Source organism: Acidovorax delafieldii 2AN, assembly GCF_000175235.1.
In the GTDB taxonomy this organism is placed as follows: domain Bacteria; phylum Pseudomonadota; class Gammaproteobacteria; order Burkholderiales; family Burkholderiaceae_C; genus Acidovorax; species Acidovorax delafieldii_B.
This window is the reverse complement of the sequence record NZ_ACQT01000006.1, coordinates 14,412-30,833: the sequence shown is the minus strand read 5'-3', so window position 1 is coordinate 30,833 and position 16,422 is coordinate 14,412. Positions and strand designations below refer to the sequence as shown.

The window sequence follows — 16,422 nt, the reverse complement described above, 5'->3', positions numbered from 1 at the left end:
AGCTAGGATCGAGCGCAACTAGGCTGCCCCCTCGTCGACTAGTGCCACGAATTCAGCATAACTACGAATGTAATCAGCAGCATCGTAGTCATGCGAGGTGAAGACAAGCAGCACTGCATCGGCCGAGTACTTGTACTGGATACCCCAGGTCATGGGTGGCAGATGCAGCCCCAGGTCAGGCGAATCCAGCAGAACCTCACAACGGGATTTGCCATCGTCCACGACCACAGCACAACTGCCCTTCACACAAATCAGAAACTGGTGGCACTCGCGATGTGCATGTTCGCCACGCGTTTTCTCGCTGGGAACGCTGAACACCAGGAAGTAGCGCTTGGCGGGGAAGGGGACGTCCTTCTCAAACTCGCCCACGGATAAGTTACCCCGCATGTCCTGTACGAACTTCATACGGTGCAACGCGACATCGCCGACACCTACTTGTTCCACCGAATTTGCGACAGCAGGCACGACCAGCGCCCTCGGGCGGCCATCTGGTTTTGCTGAGGCGGTATTCTCCACATACCCCATGATTCTTGCGGGTGAACCCGTCACAATGGCATAAGGAGGTACCGACTTGGTCACAACGGCCCCTGCCCCCACCATCGCACCCCGCCCCACAATCAAACCGGGCAGTACCACCGCCCCACCACCAATCGAGGCCCCAGCTTCGACACGCGTAACCAAGGCCTCTGCCAGGTGCTGTTTGGACCGGGGGAACTTGTCGTTCGTAAACGTCACATTCGGGCCGACAAACACATCGTCGCCCAAGCGCACGCCATCCCAGAGATAGACGCCCGACTTCACGGTTACCCGGTCGCCGATGACAACGTCGTCTTCGATGAAGCACTGGGCGCAGATGTTGACGTTCTTGCCGATCACGGCACCTTTCAGCACGACCACCATTTGCCAAATTGTCGTCCCGGAACCGATGTTCTCTGTCAGGACCTCAGCCGTGGGATGAATCTGAACCTCATTGAGCATCTGCATCTTTCTCGTTTGTAATTGCCAGTGCTACAACAGACAGCGGGCGGTGCTTTCCATTTTCATAGGTTCGCCAGGCATACGTTCCGACCAGCCCCAGTCCCAGAAGATTCACGGCGCCAAAAAATAGCACTACCAGCATCGTCGGCGCGTAGCCTGGCACAACTATGCGACCGGTAATATGGCCCACCAGAATAACGACGGAGAGAATCACGGAGAGAACGCAGCCTAGAAACCCTATGCGTGTGAGCATACGGATAGGGTAGTCCGTGAATGCGAAAACACTGTCCAGCATATAGTCGACCTTCTTCCGAAAGGTCCAGCTCGACACGCCTTCTTGGCGCTCCAAACGTTCATAGCCAACGAGCTTGCGTCGGAACCCAAGCCAAAAGATCAGAGCGATCAGCGAAGAACGGGATTCTTGCAACCTTAGCAGATGGTCACGGAACACGCGGTTGCATCCGAACACATCGACTCCGCCCTCGGGCATGTCAGGTACAACCAACCTGCGATACAGCGCCCAGAACAGCCCGGAGGCCATACGCGAACTCCATGAGTCGCTGCGGCGAGTGCGGGTGCCGATGGCGACATCGCATTCGTCGGCCTGCAGCGCCCGGAAGAACGCCACCATCAGCTCCGGCGGCTCCTGCAGATCGGCTGCCATGACGCCGAAATAGTCTCCGCGCGCCACCGCCAGACCGGTACGGATCGCCGGAAACGAGCCGAAGTTGCGCGAATGCGCCAGCAACTGCGCCGGAAACCCCAGGCCGGCCAAGGCATCGCGCAACAAGACGAACGAGCGGTCGGGGCTGCCGTCGACGACGAACACCACCTCCAGCATGCCGCCCAGTTCGCGCGCCATCGCCGTTACGGCCTGGAGCAGGCGCGGAATCGAATCCTCGTTCTTGTAGACCGGGATGACGACCGAGAATTTCATGCGCGCCACCCATTCACCGCCGCCACGACACGGGCGACATCCTCGTCACGCATCTCAGCGTAGCAGGGCAGGGTAAGGATCTCCGCGGCCAGGCGCTCGGTGTTCTCGAGCCGGAGCCCGGCATACCGGTCCCCGAACACCGGCTGCCGATGGTCAGGAATGGGGTAGTGCACGTCCGAGGAGATGCCCTGCGCCTGCAGGTGCGCGCGCAAGGCTTCGCGCCGCGCACTTCGCAACACGTAGAGGTGGGCCACGGACGACTCGCCCGCATCCATGGGTAGCTGCACATCGGGATGGTGAATGCTGGCGCCATAGCGGGCGGCAATCTGTCGCCGCCGCGCATTCGCGGCATCAAGATGCGGCAGGAATACCATCAGGATCGCCGCCTGCATTTCGTCGAGACGACTGTTGCGTCCGCCGGGCAGGCTGACTTGGTACTTGGCGGTCCAGCCGTACTGGCGCAAGTGCCCGACCCGCTCGGCGACATCCGCGCGTTGGGTCACCACGGCCCCGCCATCGCCTAGGGCACCCAGGTTCTTCGTGGGATAGAAACTGAAGCTGGCCGCATCCCCAAAGGTGCCGACGCGCCGGCCGCTGACGATGGCGCCGTGCGCCTGGGCGCAATCTTCGAGCAGCGCGACACCGTGCTGCGCGCACAGCTGCGCAATCGCCTCGATCTCGGCGACCGCTAGGCCGTACAGGTGAGTCGCGACTACAGCCTTGACGCCCAGCGCGATCACCCGCCGGACTTCTGGAAGCGCGACGTTCCGGCTGTCCAGGTCTACGTCCATGAAGACCGGCTCGGCACCGATCGCGAGCACGGCGGCGCTGGTGTACATGCCCGCATTTGCCACCGTGGCGACACGGTCGCCCACTGCCACACCCAGCGCCTTCAAGGCCAGCTCGATTGCGTCCGTGCCGTTGGCGACGCCTGCGCAGTGCCTGGCACCCAGGTAGTCGGCAAATGCCGATTCGAAATGCCTGACCTCGGGGCCAAGGACAACCCAGCCGCTGTCGACCACGCGCGCGACGGCGTTCTTGACCCCTTCCTTCTGGGTCTGCGTCAACGCAGAAAGATCATTGATCTTGATCATCTGTTTCTCCATCAAAACTTCGTTGTATCAAACAATCCTACGACGGATATCGCGCCGGCAACCTCCGGAAAAATAGCCGATCTCGCAGCGATAAAAATGGGCGCTCTATTCCATACCAAGCGACAACGCACACCGGAATCGTGGTCGCCAGCATCGCCATAAACAAGGGAACCCCCAGTGGAATGAAGTGCATCAACAATGCGCGGGACAACAAATGGAACAAATACAGCGAATAGCTAAGATCAAGCGCCAGCCGCGGTAGCTGCGGCCCTGCAATGGCAAAGCATAGGGCACCAGCAATGGCAATCAGATGGACAAAAAAATCGTCCACCCAACTGCCCATGCTGTATTTCAAGGTCGCAACGCCCGCCATTCCCAAAACAAACCATCCAATCGCCACCATTGACGGCAGTCGAACAATCCAGTGACGGTACAAGTAGGCAACGCTTCCAAGAAGGAACGATGAAATCAGAACATAGGTCACTGGATATAAAAATGGTGGCGGATTTCTAGCGAAATACAGCGACCCAATAAATGCAACAGCTATCAGCAGTGGCCGCCGATAAAAACCAAACACGAACAAGATGGCCATGCACACATAGAGAACCTCTTCGTAGATCAACGTCCACACCACTGCATTCAGCGGCGCAGGCCCCATCGGCCAAAGCCAAAATAAAAACGTTTGGCGCATTTCACTCGCACCAAAAATTGCACCGATAACGAGAAAAGAAACGAAAAGCAGCGGCAACACGCGCAATGCACGGCTCAGAAAAAAAGACGTCAGAGATCGTCGCTCGATACTTCCCAAAACCACGAATCCGCTGACGGCGATAAATGCCGGAACCGGATTGATCAGCACGCGCTCCCATGCCCCGCTGTGCATCGCCACAACCTGCACGGCAAAGAAAAGACGCAGCCAATCAAAATTCGGATAGTGCCGCATGTAGCTCCTGCTTCGATCTTCTCTGAGGCCTGGGTCATCTCCCGCTACGATCTCGGCGGCTCGGTCAGAAATTGAAAGGATAGCCACGGTATCGACCCAATTTAACAAGAATCGTGCCATCCACATTCTTCACGGAGCCCGTCGCCGGCCACATTGGCATTTCTTCAAATTTCTTCAGATTTTCCTTGCGCTGCTCGAAGGGTACGACTCTCAAATTTGCATAACCGAGCGCTCGCATATGCGCTAGCATCCGCCCCTCAGGATTTCCATCGTCCCACTCAAAAAAAGAATACCCCCAAGTGGAAGATGCTATGCGGGGATACAGCGATTCGAACTCTTTCGCCCCGAACACATCGACCATGTAGATCTTTGTTCGATCGAAATCAGGACTAACTTCCGCAATGCGTCTGTAGATATCTGCCGCCATGATCTGATCATGGCTTCTTACATAGGCCTGCGTCGCCTGCAAGGTATTCGTGGAGTGCATCACACCGTACAGCGACAGCACCAATGCGATGCCCGCCAAGCCCTCCAGCCACCGCACACCTGCCGTCATCCCGAGCATGGAAAACAACCAGAACACAGAAGGAATCGCGATGAACGTTCGCAAAGGCATCCCCCCCGATATCAACTCCATCATGAAGGGAATGCAGGCGATGCACGCCACGATGATCGACGCCCAGACTTTCTGCCATCCGCGAAACGACCGCCCAAATACAACGCCCAACACCCCGGAGAGCATCAACAGGGGAAATCCGATCACCTCGACACCATATTTCTGGGCGCTACCTCCGTAGATCGCCTTGAGGCTCGCCCACGTGCTGGAAAGCATTTCTCGTGGCTTGGCCAGCAGCTGGTCGACGTTGCTGAACTGCTCAACATATCCGGAGCGTTCCACATGCAGAGCACGCATGAAGACAAGATCGATGATTTTATAAAACAGCAAACCCAACAACAAAACGGCCAATACATGCAGCAACTGCACCGCGACCCGCGAGATGGTCCAGTGATTGCGCTGTGCCGATGTCAGCACAAGCCCGAGCGCCAATACAGCAACGACAAAGATAAATGTTTGATAAATCCCAATGGCTGCTGCACAAAATAGTGCAGCAGCCATTGCGTGCGTCGCAAGCTTTTTAAAATTTCGAGGCCAGTCCTGTTCAATCAGCTTCTTGCAATGCTTCAGAGCCAAGGCTGAAAAAACCATGGCTAGGCCACTGGCCGCAACATTCGATGAAAAAGCGGAGAGAAAAATCCAGACAGGAAAAGCAACGAACAGCGGAAAAGTGAGGTAATGCAGCGGCTCAAGCCGATCGACATCGTGCGCGGCCATGACAATCAAATACCCTGCACACATGAAAATACCGAACAGAAAGGTCGGAAGAAACGGAATCGGCGGATTTGGAAGCACCAACAACTCAAACAGATAGGCGCCCCATCGCCCCTGCGTCAGCCAAATAATCGGCGCAGCCCTAAGGGCGGCTTTCTCGTCGTCAATCATTTGGCCATAGTTGACCAACTTGTAAAAATAAAAGACAAAGAAAATTCCCAGAAGAATCCAGAAATCAACTCTCTTGATCCTCGAAAAGATGGCATCCATCCGGTTGGCTGCAAACAAACCCTGCATTTTATTACTCCTGCTCATCTATTTTTTGTCATTGCCAGCCGTCGCAATATTCAATGGGCCGCAGACATAATTTTCAGGACTCGACATGAGAAGCAATATTCATTCGAATCCGCTGAATATATTCCTCGCACATAAGATATTCAGGATCGCTCAGCAAGGCCGCACGTACTTCATCGTTGGACAGCGCGAGTGTGTGTTCCCTGTCAAGACTATGCACGTAGTCACCTAGATAGATATTTTCCTTCAAGCCTTCCCAGTCGGCGTTTTCCTTAGTGAAAATCTGCAGCGTCAAAAGATAATCTTCCATAAAGCGTTGCTCATCGAAAAAAATGATTTTTTTACGGTCGATTTTTTCGACATTCAGCAGGAAGCTGTGCAACGGGGCATGGTTGTGTCGAACGAATTCCTCGTGGCTACCGCCATACTCGAATGTGCGGCGGCGTTTCAGTAGGACTCGCGCATTTGCACGGTAGTCTGTCCAGTAGACACGCCCAAAAACGACCGCCTTGCCGGTCATTCGCATCCGCTGGAGCAATAAGGCATAGGCATCTGAAAACAACAGATCGTCGTAGTCGAGAAACGCAGCGTAGCGCGTGCTCACCTTGCGCAAGGACTCGTTGAGCATCCGAGACCGTAGATCCCCGCGGCCATTCGGCGACACGTAGTGGTCGACCCTTGGCCCAGGCCCTGGCCGCCAATCGAACTCTTCCAGCATGCACATCAGTGCAGCGGTCTGCTGCTCGTCTAAATCTTGCGCCGCAATCAAAGGAACGACGACGCAGTCCTGCATGACATACATGCACGAAAGCGCGCACCGCAGTTCTTCCAGGCGCCCGCCTTTGTGAAAGCGCACTATCGTCGTCACGGTCGGCAATTCCCCCTGGCCGGCCGAATGCGGCGGTAACGCAAAGCACCAGGCATCCGTCCGCATGCGATAGATCCCGTGCGCGGAGGCCACGCCATGGCTAGAAAGAATCAGAACCGAGGCCTCGGAGGCGTCGCGCCTGGAAGCTGCCCCATTCGGCATCAAGTGCAACGAACTCGGAGATCTTCCATAGTCGTTGCCAATGACCGAAGCGCGGGTTGCAAGTGCGGTTTGCAGCATCCGCTCGATGGCATCGGGTGCAAAGTGAACGGCGCGCCGAAACTCGACGCGAAAGTCGCATGCCGAACTGCCCGCTGCGGCTCGCGGGATCGGCAGTTCATTCTCGTGCGGATAGTCCACGCAGAACCCTTGGCTGCGCAGAATCCGCGACTGCGCAAGGCAGTGGAAGAACCGGCGACGGACGAGCGCATCCGCCTTAAGTTGTTCGACAAGTTCGCGCGAAAATTGCACCTGCAGGCAAAGCCCCTGTGGCAATGGCGCTGTCGCATTCAACTCGTGCGCATAGGGCAGGCCCGCTAGCGCGCGCCCCACGCTGTTCAGATAGCTGTAGCCATAGCGCGTGTCCGGCTCCAGATGGGCGCCTTCGGCCCATTCGTTCCAGGCATTAACGACAACAAAGCGCCGGTCTGCCGGCAAATTTGCTTGGGCATCGGCGATGGAGTGCTCCATCCATTGCTGGAAACTCTGCGGCGTGCTGCCATGTAGCAGCAATGCTCCTGTGCCGTATCGCGCGGTGTTGTCCCACATCGGCACATTCGAGCGGAAGTAGTCGAAACTCTTGCGGTCGTTCTGTGCCACATAGTAGTCGCGCACTTGGTCATACGACAGCACACTGCCATTCATAGGCCAATGTGCCTGCAGCGATGGACGAAGATCAGGGACTGCGCCATCCGTCCAGTCGTGCAGAGGTCGCTCAACGCCAGCATCCATTTGGAAGTCCGCAGGATCAGTGGCGCCGCGCGTGAGGACGGCCACAACGTATGGTGCATCGATGCCCGCCTGCACGCACTCCTCGGTCCAGATCCGGAGATATTCGGTAGGGTCCGGAATCGAAGATGGGCGGTACACCATCAACATCGGGCGCGTGCCGACGCGGATGTAGCGGGGGTCGCGGAAGAAGGGTATCAAATAGCGAATGAAAGCGCGTGCATCGTCAGCCGAATAGGTTTGGCCTAGAAGAATTTCACGCTCGTTGCCGTCCCAGCGGCGCGTCCAATTTTCGTTGGCCCAGCAAAAGCAAAAGGGCATCTCAATATCCGCGTGTGCCAGCAGCATTTGTGCCGGCTTCTCCAGGATCAGGCGACCTGAGAACCAGTAGTGATAGAAAACCTGGCCATGCACTCCCGCTTTTTGCATCTGCATGGCCTGCGTTCGCAAAATTTCAGGAGAATCCAGCAGGTAATAACCAATATCGGGGTGGGGTATGTGCTGTTGGTAATGGCCTTCAAAAAGCGGATTTGCGGCACGAACCTTAGTCCACTCAGTGAAGCCTTTACCATGCCATTCATCATTCTCTGGCGTAGGGTGGAATTGCGGGAGATAGTAGGATAAGACCCGCACATCGCGGTGCAGAATGGACGCAGAGTAGTCGTGCTGCACTTCGTACTGCCGGAAGTCGTGAGTACTGTCGCCTTGCTGGATCTGTAGCACCCGGCCGGGTTGTAACGCCGCAAACACCGGTAGTAGAGACGCCAGTGCATCCGACATACGGTGTTCACACTCCACGCCATGGTCATCCAGATCGAGTAGCGACACGACGGGGAGCACTGCTCGAAGCCCCGCACCACGCATGAGGAACGCTGCTGCGCCATTGACGGAGCACTGCATAGCTGACTTGTCAGCACTCAGACCGCATACTTGGGCAACACGTTTAGTCCAGGCAGCGTCCGCAGGGAAGGAGCCACTCGCATGGTCCGATGCACTCTCGGCACCGAGCACAAGGGCTGCGGCGTCATTCATCAACGCAAGCAGCCGTTCCAACCGACCACCGCTGCTGTCTTTAGGGCCTAGCAAGCTCTGCGCAGCGTCTGTCGCATTGGAAAGCCCAAAGGCAAAGTGCGCAAACGACGGATATTCCGTAAGCAACTGGCCAAAACACGCAACCATCGACGTTAAGGGCTGGGCGCTCGCCGGCAGGTGTTCGATCTGGATTCTCTCAGCTCGGGGTAACGCATTCTTCCAACGCGCTTGCGTTTGGGCTCGCCTACCCTGGTCGCCCGCCATGGAGACATAGAGATCGAAAGGGAAGGGTATTGCAGACAGCAAATACATGCTCTGTTCAACATCAGATTGCTCGTCAAAATGGCAGTGCACCGCAAATCGCCCTAGCCCGTTCGACTCAACTGGCGGCTCCTGGTCCCATAGCGGGTTGGGGTAGTAGGGTGTTAGGTGGAGCGTTGTCGATGGCATAACAGGTGCGGCCAACTCCAACGGCGCCGCACCACGCCTCAGCACTTGCACGTTGGACATACGCCAGCGAATTCCATTGAAGCCTTCGTTGCGCAGGACCTTCACGGTAGTACGGAGGGTGGGCAATAGGCCGCCACCGATTTTGATGGCGTCACGCAAGAGCTCGGTCTGACGTTCCAAGCCCGCAATGGCATTAGGTATCTTACGCAATGGCGCAGTGATCTTCCAGCTCTTGCTGGCACGCATGTCATACAACGACCCTTGCAGCGCAGTCAGTTGCTCGTCACGCTGTGCCACCAGCTCACGCAAGTGCTCGGCGGCCAGCTGCAAGCTACGTTCAGACTCAAGTAGTAGCGACTCAGATTTTTGTAACTTTGCCTCGGACTCTTGGAGTCGCCACTCAGACTTCCGCAACTTGTCCTCGAAAGCCTGTGCTCCGACGTTTCCATTGATGCCTGGCTCAGTGTGCAGCAGTGAATCAGCCCACCAGTCCAACAACTGGCCCATAGGGTGTTGTGTGGCTTCAGCCTGAGCCGCTGCTTCCATAGCTGCGAAAGACTCAAGTGTGTATTCATCGACTTCAAAACCAGCATTCTTCAACACCGCCATGAAGAAACCGCGTCGCGTTACTGCGCCCAACTCGGACGACACCCCAAACCGCGTGACGCACTGCACCAGCAGAAGCATTGCTCGAAACAACAGCCAGCCCACAGGCATGTCACGCACCAACGTCCATTCGAGATCGATGGCATGGTATTTACCCTGCGAGTCACAAATGATGTTTTGAGGAACCAAATCAAAGCACTTACCAGGCAGAACTGTCTGAAGTGACTGCGGCGATATAAAGGGAAGACCCTCGTAAACCAGCGAACCAACGATATCCAAGTAGCGCCGCACAAAGGCACCCACCGAGTCCAGTACCCATCCGTCCCGCGTCACCAGATGCACGAACTCGCTCGCCAATGTATGGCCATGTACGTAAGGTGTGTGTGGTGGTACACGCATAATCAACGAAGCCCCTTGGACAACGTTGTCCATTTGATTAAGTAGATTGCAATGTGCGCCAATTGCTCCATCTGCGGAGCGTCGAAAAACTGTTTGCTTGCAGTATCCCATTCTGCGCTCGGTACTGTAGTGGTAGGCCAGTACGTGAGGGTCTATTGCTGATGTATCCGCCACACTAGCGGCGATCAAGAAAGAATTAGCCAGGTCCGCGCCTAGGCCATTGCGCATAACAACAGGCCATACCAGCTCAGGTGAAAAGGCCAACTGGATTGGCATTTGGGGATCGCGACGCACACTTTCTGAGGCAAGCGCAGCGGCATCGAAATCGGCACTTTCCAAGCCGCTGGGCGCCAAGATTGATACCGGTAGTTTGTAGTCTGGCAAGGCTGAAAGGAATTCAGCTCGCGCGAAACCTGCGGCAGCCAATAACTCAGCCAAGTGTTTGCGCCCGTATGTCTGTGGTTGGTCCGCGCGGTAGCGCCCCTCGATGCCATACATCGGCACACCCAAGTGGTCCTCTGGCGCTCCAGCCCAATACTTCACACCCAGCTGATTCTCAATAGCGATGATCAGAATGCCACCAGGTTTAACCAGCGATCGCGCTCGCTGCAACATTGTCAAAACAGGGTCAAGGCCAGATACGAACTGGTTGGCGTACTCAAGCACACCTATCAACGTAACAATGTCAAACTGCGAGTTGAACCGGAACTGGTCAAATCGCTCAGCCAGTACCTCGACCAACGGAAGGTCGCGCGCGCGTGCGCGTGCTATCGCTGCGCGCCGAGCAGAGCCCTCTAAGGCCAGAACCTGTGCACCGCTTTCTCCCAGATAGCGTGTGATGGCTCCACACCCTGCTCCGATCTCTAGCACTTCAGCGCCAGGCAACCGCTGCTCGAACGGACGCAGAATATTGGCACGACTGCTACTTAGGTGATAGAGCGATGGCCAGTCGGTGATGTGCTGCCTCAATTCGTCTGAAAGCACACGCAAGTCAGTCGTTTCAGCAATTATTCGGGCCAGCCGCTGCTCCACTTCGTCGCCGTCGCTGTAAGCGATACCTTTAAAACCCGGACTTGCCCAGATGCCGCTTTGTGGTTCGTATATGTAACCTGCACGTTCTAAGAGATTTTTCATAGTAATCAATTCACACGCAGATCAGCTTCCAAGTCGACCAAGCCATGAAATCTCGAATCTGGCGATACCTTCAAATGAATGGCGTCGTATCGGCGGTCATGCGGCACGACGTCGGCGCCAATTCGACTGGCCAAACCTAACGACACGAAATAGTCCCCCGGAGCCAATCGGCAGCAAAACCTCAGCTCGGGGATGACAACCGACCCAGCCTGCCCGAGGACTTTAAAGGCGTCTACCTCAAGTGTCTCGGAGTTCACACCGTAGACCGTGACACCCTCTTTGGTCTTAATAGTGACACCCAATATCGGACGGACCATGTTTATCTCAAACTTTACAGACACTGCCAGTACAAGGTTCTGGCCCGTGTCTATCGCAGACGGGTATGGCTCGCCATTTGTCGAAAGAAAGAAATCAAGGATTCGCGCCGAACCATCACCCCAACGGTACTCGTGAGGGTTGTAGCCAGGGTGAGTAGCAAACACGTCATCAGTATGGCTCAACGGGTACGCTACTGGAACGACACGGTCCGGTTTTGGCAACGGCACATTGCTGGACACGGATGAAGATTTACGCTCGCGCCCAAACAATACGTCGAGGTAGCGATTGACAATCCTCCTGGGTTCTCCGATCTCCAAGACCGCTCCATCGTTTAACAGCACTGCTTTTGAGCAGTGAGTCACGATCTGCTCACTGGAATGCGTCACAAGAAGAATACTCGTGCCCCGGTCTTTGAGCTTCCTAAGACGGTCAAAACACTTAGCCTGAAACTTAGCGTCGCCGACGGACAAGGCTTCATCCACGATGAGTATGTCTGGATCAATCTGCGATTGAACAGCGAATGCCAAACGTACGACCATTCCACTGGAATATGTCTTAACAGGCTGGTCAATAAATTGACCAATATCTGCAAAATCTATGATGTCAGCCAAACGCCCGTCTATCTCCTTCTTCTCGAGACCAAGCACCGCCGCATTCAGATAAACGTTTTCGCGACCTGTAAATTCTGGATTGAAGCCTGAACCCAATTCAAGCAGCGCAGCAACACGACCGTGCGTCTCAATCTCGCCTGTCGTTGGAGTCAAGGTATCGCAGATTAACTGCAGAAGCGTTGATTTTCCACTTCCGTTTCGGCCAATGATCCCAACCGTCTCGCCTCTTTGAATATCAAAACTGACATTTTTCAATGCCCAAAACTCGCGAAAATACTGCTTTGCTTCTATCCCAAATGCTCTGCGCACTTGTGGAAGCAAGAACTGTTTAAGTCTATCCCCGGGCTTTTCATAAATATGAAAGCATTTTCCGAGATTTTCCACCCTTACAGCGATTTCAGAGGACATCTGCAAAACCTTTACGAGTCTTCTGAAACCAAGCAAATCCCAACCAAGCAGCGAAAAACGTCGCGACCCAGTATACGGCAAGCAATGAAAAATATGGAGCTTTGCCAAAATACAGCACCGCGCGGAATTGCTCGATCACCAGCGTAAGCGGGTTGAAATAGAGAAGGTAGCGGTAGGATTCCGGAAGAGATGTGATGGGATAAAAAACGGGGCTGAGAAACATGAGTACTGCAGTCAAAATCCCAACAAACTGCCCCGCATCCCGGAGATAAACGCCTAACGAGGTCAATACCCAACTGATGCCCATTATAAACATAACAAAAGGAATTAATATTAATGGCAAGTAAAAAATAGTAATAGGAGGAGTACCGATGAATATAACATAAGCAGACAACCAGACGCATAGACTGATAGCAGCATGAAACAATGCAGATAAAAAAGCAACAAAAGGCAGTATTTCCAGTGGAAAAACAACTTTTTTAACGTAATTAACATTAGACAAAATCAACCCGGGCGCTCGATTTATGCATTCCGAAAATAAGTTAAAGACGATTAGACCGGAAAACAATACAAGTGCAAATTCCGTTTTTGATTCACCACCTCCGCTCCAGCGTGCTTTAAAAACCACGCTAAAGACAAAGGTGTAGATGATCAACATGAAAACAGGGTTAAAAAATGACCACAAAAGACCCAGGCTTGAACCACGATAACGACCTAATACTTCGCGTTTGGTGGAGGCATTAATCAGATCACGATGACGCCAGAGGGTAGCAAGCATTTCTCTCGGAGTTGCGGAAAAGTGGCGCATCAGTCGATTACCTCTGTCAATATAAGCAGCGCTGCTCCTGCATACGTCCCAGGCAAAAACGGCTCGCGCGGTACGCCCCGATGAATGGTCAGGCGCTGAGCCGTAACAGCCCAGAGGTGTTCACGTTTGGGCCCAAAGTATGCGGTCGTTGTATGTACAAAATTGGCGATATATTTCAGCATGCACTGCTCAGTAAATGGTTTCTTGCGCGATGCGCAGCAGATATTGCCCATAGCCATTTTTGTTCAGGGGTTTGGCCAGGCGCTGGAGCTGTTCGGTGTTGATCCATTGGCTGCACCAGGCGATTTCTTCGGGGCAGGCGATTTTGAGGCCCTGGCGGTGTTCCAGGGTGGCGATGAATTGGCCGGCTTCGAGCAGGCTGTCGTGGGTGCCGGTGTCCAGCCAGGCGTAGCCTCGGCCCATGATTTCGACGTTGAGCTGGCCTTGCTCCAGGTACAGGCGATTCAGGTCGGTGATTTCGTATTCGCCCCGGGCGGAGGGCTTGAGGCCCTTGGCCAGGTCTACGACCTGGTTGTCGTAGAAGTACAGGCCAGTGACGGCGTAGTTGGACTTGGGGGCCTTGGGCTTTTCTTCCAGGGACAGGACCCGGCCTTGGGCGTCAAATTCGGCAACGCCGTAACGCTCAGGGTCGTGCACGTGGTAGGCGAAGACGCTGGCGCCCTCGGTGCGGGCGCTGGCGTTGCCCAGCAGTTCATGGAAGTCGTGGCCGTGGAAGATGTTGTCGCCCAGCACCAGGGCCGAGGGGGCGTTGCCGACGAATTGCTCGCCAATCACGAAGGCCTGCGCCAGGCCGTCGGGGCTGGGTTGCACGGCGTATTGCAGGTTCAGGCCCCATTGGCTGCCGTCGCCCAGCAGTTGCTCAAAGCGTGGTGTGTCTTGCGGGGTGCTGATGACCAGGATGTCGCGGATGCCCGCCAGCATGAGGGTGCTCAGCGGGTAGTAGATCATGGGCTTGTCGTACACCGGCAGCAGTTGCTTGCTGATGGCCAGGGTGGCCGGGTGCAGGCGCGTGCCAGAGCCGCCGGCCAGGATGATGCCTTTGCGCTTATTCATGCGATTTGCTTCATTGTTGCGTTGTCATATTGCTTCTGCACCCATTCACGGTAGGCGCCCGATTGCACCTGGGCCACCCATTCGGGGTGGTCCAGGTACCACTGAACGGTCTTGCGGATGCCGCTGTCGAAGGTTTCTGCCGGTTTCCAGCCCAGCTCGCGCTCAATCTTGCGGGCGTCGATGGCATAGCGCCGGTCGTGGCCAGGGCGGTCCTGGACGTAGGTGATCTGCGCGCGGTAGCTTTGCCCGTCAGAGCGGGGGCGCAGCTCGTCCAGCAGGGCGCAGACGGTGTTCACTATGTCGATGTTGGGCTTTTCGTTCCAGCCGCCCACGTTGTAGGTCTCGCCCAGCTGGCCGGCCTGGAGCACGCGGCGGATGGCGCTGCAGTGGTCTTTGACGTAGAGCCAGTCGCGGATCTGCATGCCGTCGCCGTACACGGGCAGGTTCTTGCCCGCCAGGGCGTTCACGATCATCAGCGGAATGAGCTTCTCGGGGAAGTGGTAGGGGCCGTAGTTGTTGCTGCAGTTGGTGGTGAGCACCGGCAGGCCGTAGGTGTGGTGCCAGGCGCGTACAAGGTGGTCGCTGGCGGCCTTGCTGGCCGAGTACGGGCTGTTGGGCTCGTAGGTGTTGTCTTCGGTGAAGGCCGGGTCGGTGGCCGAGAGAGTGCCGTAGACCTCGTCGGTGGAGACGTGCAGGAAGCGGAACGCTTCTTTTTTGATAGCAGGCAGCGCTTGCCAGTAGTGCCGTGCGGCTTCCAACAGCCTGAAGGTGCCGACGACGTTGGTCTGGATGAAGTCTTCGGGGCCGTGGATGGAGCGGTCCACGTGCGATTCCGCGGCGAAGTTGACGATGGCGCGGGGCCGGTGCTCGGCCAGCAGGCGCTGCACGAGTGCGCTGTCGCCGATGTCGCCCTGCACGAAGATGTGGCGCGCATCGCCCTGCAGGCTTTCCAGGTTGTGCAGGTTGCCAGCGTAAGTGAGTTTGTCGAGGTTGACCACCGGCTCGTCGCAGGTGGCAAGCCAGTCCAGAACGAAGTTGGCACCGATAAAACCGGCACCGCCAGTAACCAAGATAGTCATTGTTTTGAGCTGGAAAAGAAGTATTTAAAAATAGGATGCTCTTGCGCAACTGAGCCTGCGTAGCCTTTGCGGTAAAAGCGCGGCGTTATGTAGCGCGACAACGCACCGGAATGGGATTGAACGTGTGGGTGAAAGCGTTTACGTTCCGCCATGAATTCTGGAAATTGGCCAAATGCATCTCGGTAAACACGCCACATGAGCGAAAACCGCCCCGCCAGGATGTGGCGCCCCACCATCAACACATGAGCCAGCAGTAAAACAAGGCCGTAGCGCCACAGCATGCCTGCGGGCATAAGCTTTATGTGCATCCACAGGGTATTGCGCAGGCCGTGGTATGCGATGAAAGAGTTGTAGCCACCACCGCTGCTGGCCTGTCCCTCGTGCAATGCCAACAATTGATCTAGATAGAGAGGGCGGTAGCCGAGCAGCACCGCGCGTACAACCATGTCGGTGTCTTCGCAATAACAAAAAAACGGGGATCGAAGCAATAGCCTGAAACGGACTTCAACCGGTTGACCAATGCCCTGGTGAGCATGCAGCAGCCACCTGTGGGGCCCACGTAAATGTCTTCCAATGTTTTACGGTCAGCGGGCATCAGGCTGGCATAGAGAGCAATACCCAGCGTGTCCACCTGTGTGGGATCCGCCAGTTTGTGCATGCGTCCCCCTGCAAGGCCAACTTCTTCGCCAGCGTCGCCCAATGCAGTGCGCAGCGAGGCGAGCATGTCTCTCTGCGCCACAGCGTCGTTGTTGAGCAGCATGATGTACCGGCATGCGGGCTGCTCAAGTAGGAGATCAATGAGCACATTGCTGCCCTTAGCAAAGCCCAGATTCTCATCTGAACGATAGATCTGCAGGGTTCCACCCTCAGGCGGCCGACACCCGTGAAGCAAATGCTGAAAATCATCTTCGGACGAGGCGTTGTCCAAAACCAAAACCCAGTCAGGTAGCACGGTGGACTGCTGAATGGACTCCAGGCAGCGCAAGGTTTGACGTGCGGTGTTGTAGTTGATGACAAGCACGCCAATCCCCCGCCCTGGCACATGCGGCGCATCAAACCGCAGCGCCAGAACGGGATCGGCAGCTTCGGCCACCAGTTGCGCACCGCTCAT

At 55.8% G+C, this 16,422-nt stretch carries 12 protein-coding genes; all 12 read right to left on the bottom strand.

What is annotated here, in order from left to right:
- Positions 1 to 18: 18 nt before the first annotated feature.
- The 12 genes from ACDELDRAFT_RS02255 to ACDELDRAFT_RS25525 all read right to left on the bottom strand — a co-directional run bounded on the left by ACDELDRAFT_RS02255 (position 19) and on the right by ACDELDRAFT_RS25525 (position 16,422).
- A complete protein-coding gene (locus tag ACDELDRAFT_RS02255) occupies positions 19 to 978 on the bottom strand; it encodes a WxcM-like domain-containing protein (RefSeq protein WP_005793127.1) in 960 nt (319 codons plus the stop codon).
- Positions 968 to 1,915 carry a glycosyltransferase family 2 protein gene (locus tag ACDELDRAFT_RS02250; RefSeq protein ID WP_005793126.1) on the bottom strand — a complete coding sequence of 316 codons (948 nt, stop codon included), beginning with the start codon at positions 1,913 to 1,915 and terminating at the stop codon, positions 968 to 970. The genes ACDELDRAFT_RS02255 and ACDELDRAFT_RS02250 overlap by 11 nt, the downstream gene beginning before the upstream one ends.
- The gene (locus tag ACDELDRAFT_RS02245; RefSeq protein WP_005793125.1) at positions 1,912 to 3,009 is read right to left on the bottom strand and encodes a DegT/DnrJ/EryC1/StrS family aminotransferase; all 1,098 of its coding nucleotides are present in this window, start codon (positions 3,007 to 3,009) and stop codon (positions 1,912 to 1,914) included. Before ACDELDRAFT_RS02245 ends, ACDELDRAFT_RS02250 begins: the two co-directional genes overlap by 4 nt.
- Before the next feature lie 37 nt (positions 3,010 to 3,046).
- Positions 3,047 to 3,952, bottom strand: coding sequence for an acyltransferase family protein (locus ACDELDRAFT_RS02240; RefSeq protein ID WP_005793124.1), 906 nt, complete (start codon positions 3,950 to 3,952; stop codon positions 3,047 to 3,049).
- 64 nt (positions 3,953 to 4,016) lie between these two features.
- Positions 4,017 to 5,579, bottom strand: a complete 1,563-nt coding sequence (locus tag ACDELDRAFT_RS02235) for a glucosyltransferase domain-containing protein (protein ID WP_005793123.1) — start codon at positions 5,577 to 5,579, stop codon at positions 4,017 to 4,019.
- Between the two features lie 73 nt (positions 5,580 to 5,652).
- Positions 5,653 to 11,013: a glycoside hydrolase family 99-like domain-containing protein gene (locus ACDELDRAFT_RS02230; protein WP_005793122.1), complete on the bottom strand. Its 5,361-nt coding sequence runs from the start codon at positions 11,011 to 11,013 to the stop codon at positions 5,653 to 5,655.
- Between the two features lie 5 nt (positions 11,014 to 11,018).
- On the bottom strand, positions 11,019 to 12,350 hold the full coding sequence (locus ACDELDRAFT_RS02225) for an ABC transporter ATP-binding protein (RefSeq protein WP_005793121.1): 1,332 nt from the start codon (positions 12,348 to 12,350) through the stop codon (positions 11,019 to 11,021).
- Positions 12,340 to 13,158 carry an ABC transporter permease gene (locus tag ACDELDRAFT_RS02220; RefSeq protein ID WP_005793120.1) on the bottom strand — a complete coding sequence of 273 codons (819 nt, stop codon included), beginning with the start codon at positions 13,156 to 13,158 and terminating at the stop codon, positions 12,340 to 12,342. Before ACDELDRAFT_RS02220 ends, ACDELDRAFT_RS02225 begins: the two co-directional genes overlap by 11 nt.
- 189 nt (positions 13,159 to 13,347) lie before the next feature.
- Entirely contained in the window at positions 13,348 to 14,232 is an 885-nt protein-coding gene (rfbA, locus tag ACDELDRAFT_RS02215) for a glucose-1-phosphate thymidylyltransferase RfbA (protein ID WP_005793119.1), read from the bottom strand.
- Positions 14,229 to 15,311 (bottom strand): dTDP-glucose 4,6-dehydratase, encoded by a 1,083-nt coding sequence (gene rfbB, locus ACDELDRAFT_RS02210; RefSeq protein ID WP_005793118.1) that lies wholly within the window; start codon positions 15,309 to 15,311, stop codon positions 14,229 to 14,231. Before rfbB ends, rfbA begins: the two co-directional genes overlap by 4 nt.
- Positions 15,308 to 15,757, bottom strand: coding sequence for a hypothetical protein (locus ACDELDRAFT_RS25530; RefSeq protein ID WP_005793117.1), 450 nt, complete (start codon positions 15,755 to 15,757; stop codon positions 15,308 to 15,310). Before ACDELDRAFT_RS25530 ends, rfbB begins: the two co-directional genes overlap by 4 nt.
- Positions 15,712 to 16,422 carry a glycosyltransferase gene (locus ACDELDRAFT_RS25525; protein ID WP_005793116.1) on the bottom strand — a complete coding sequence of 237 codons (711 nt, stop codon included), beginning with the start codon at positions 16,420 to 16,422 and terminating at the stop codon, positions 15,712 to 15,714. The genes ACDELDRAFT_RS25530 and ACDELDRAFT_RS25525 overlap by 46 nt, the downstream gene beginning before the upstream one ends.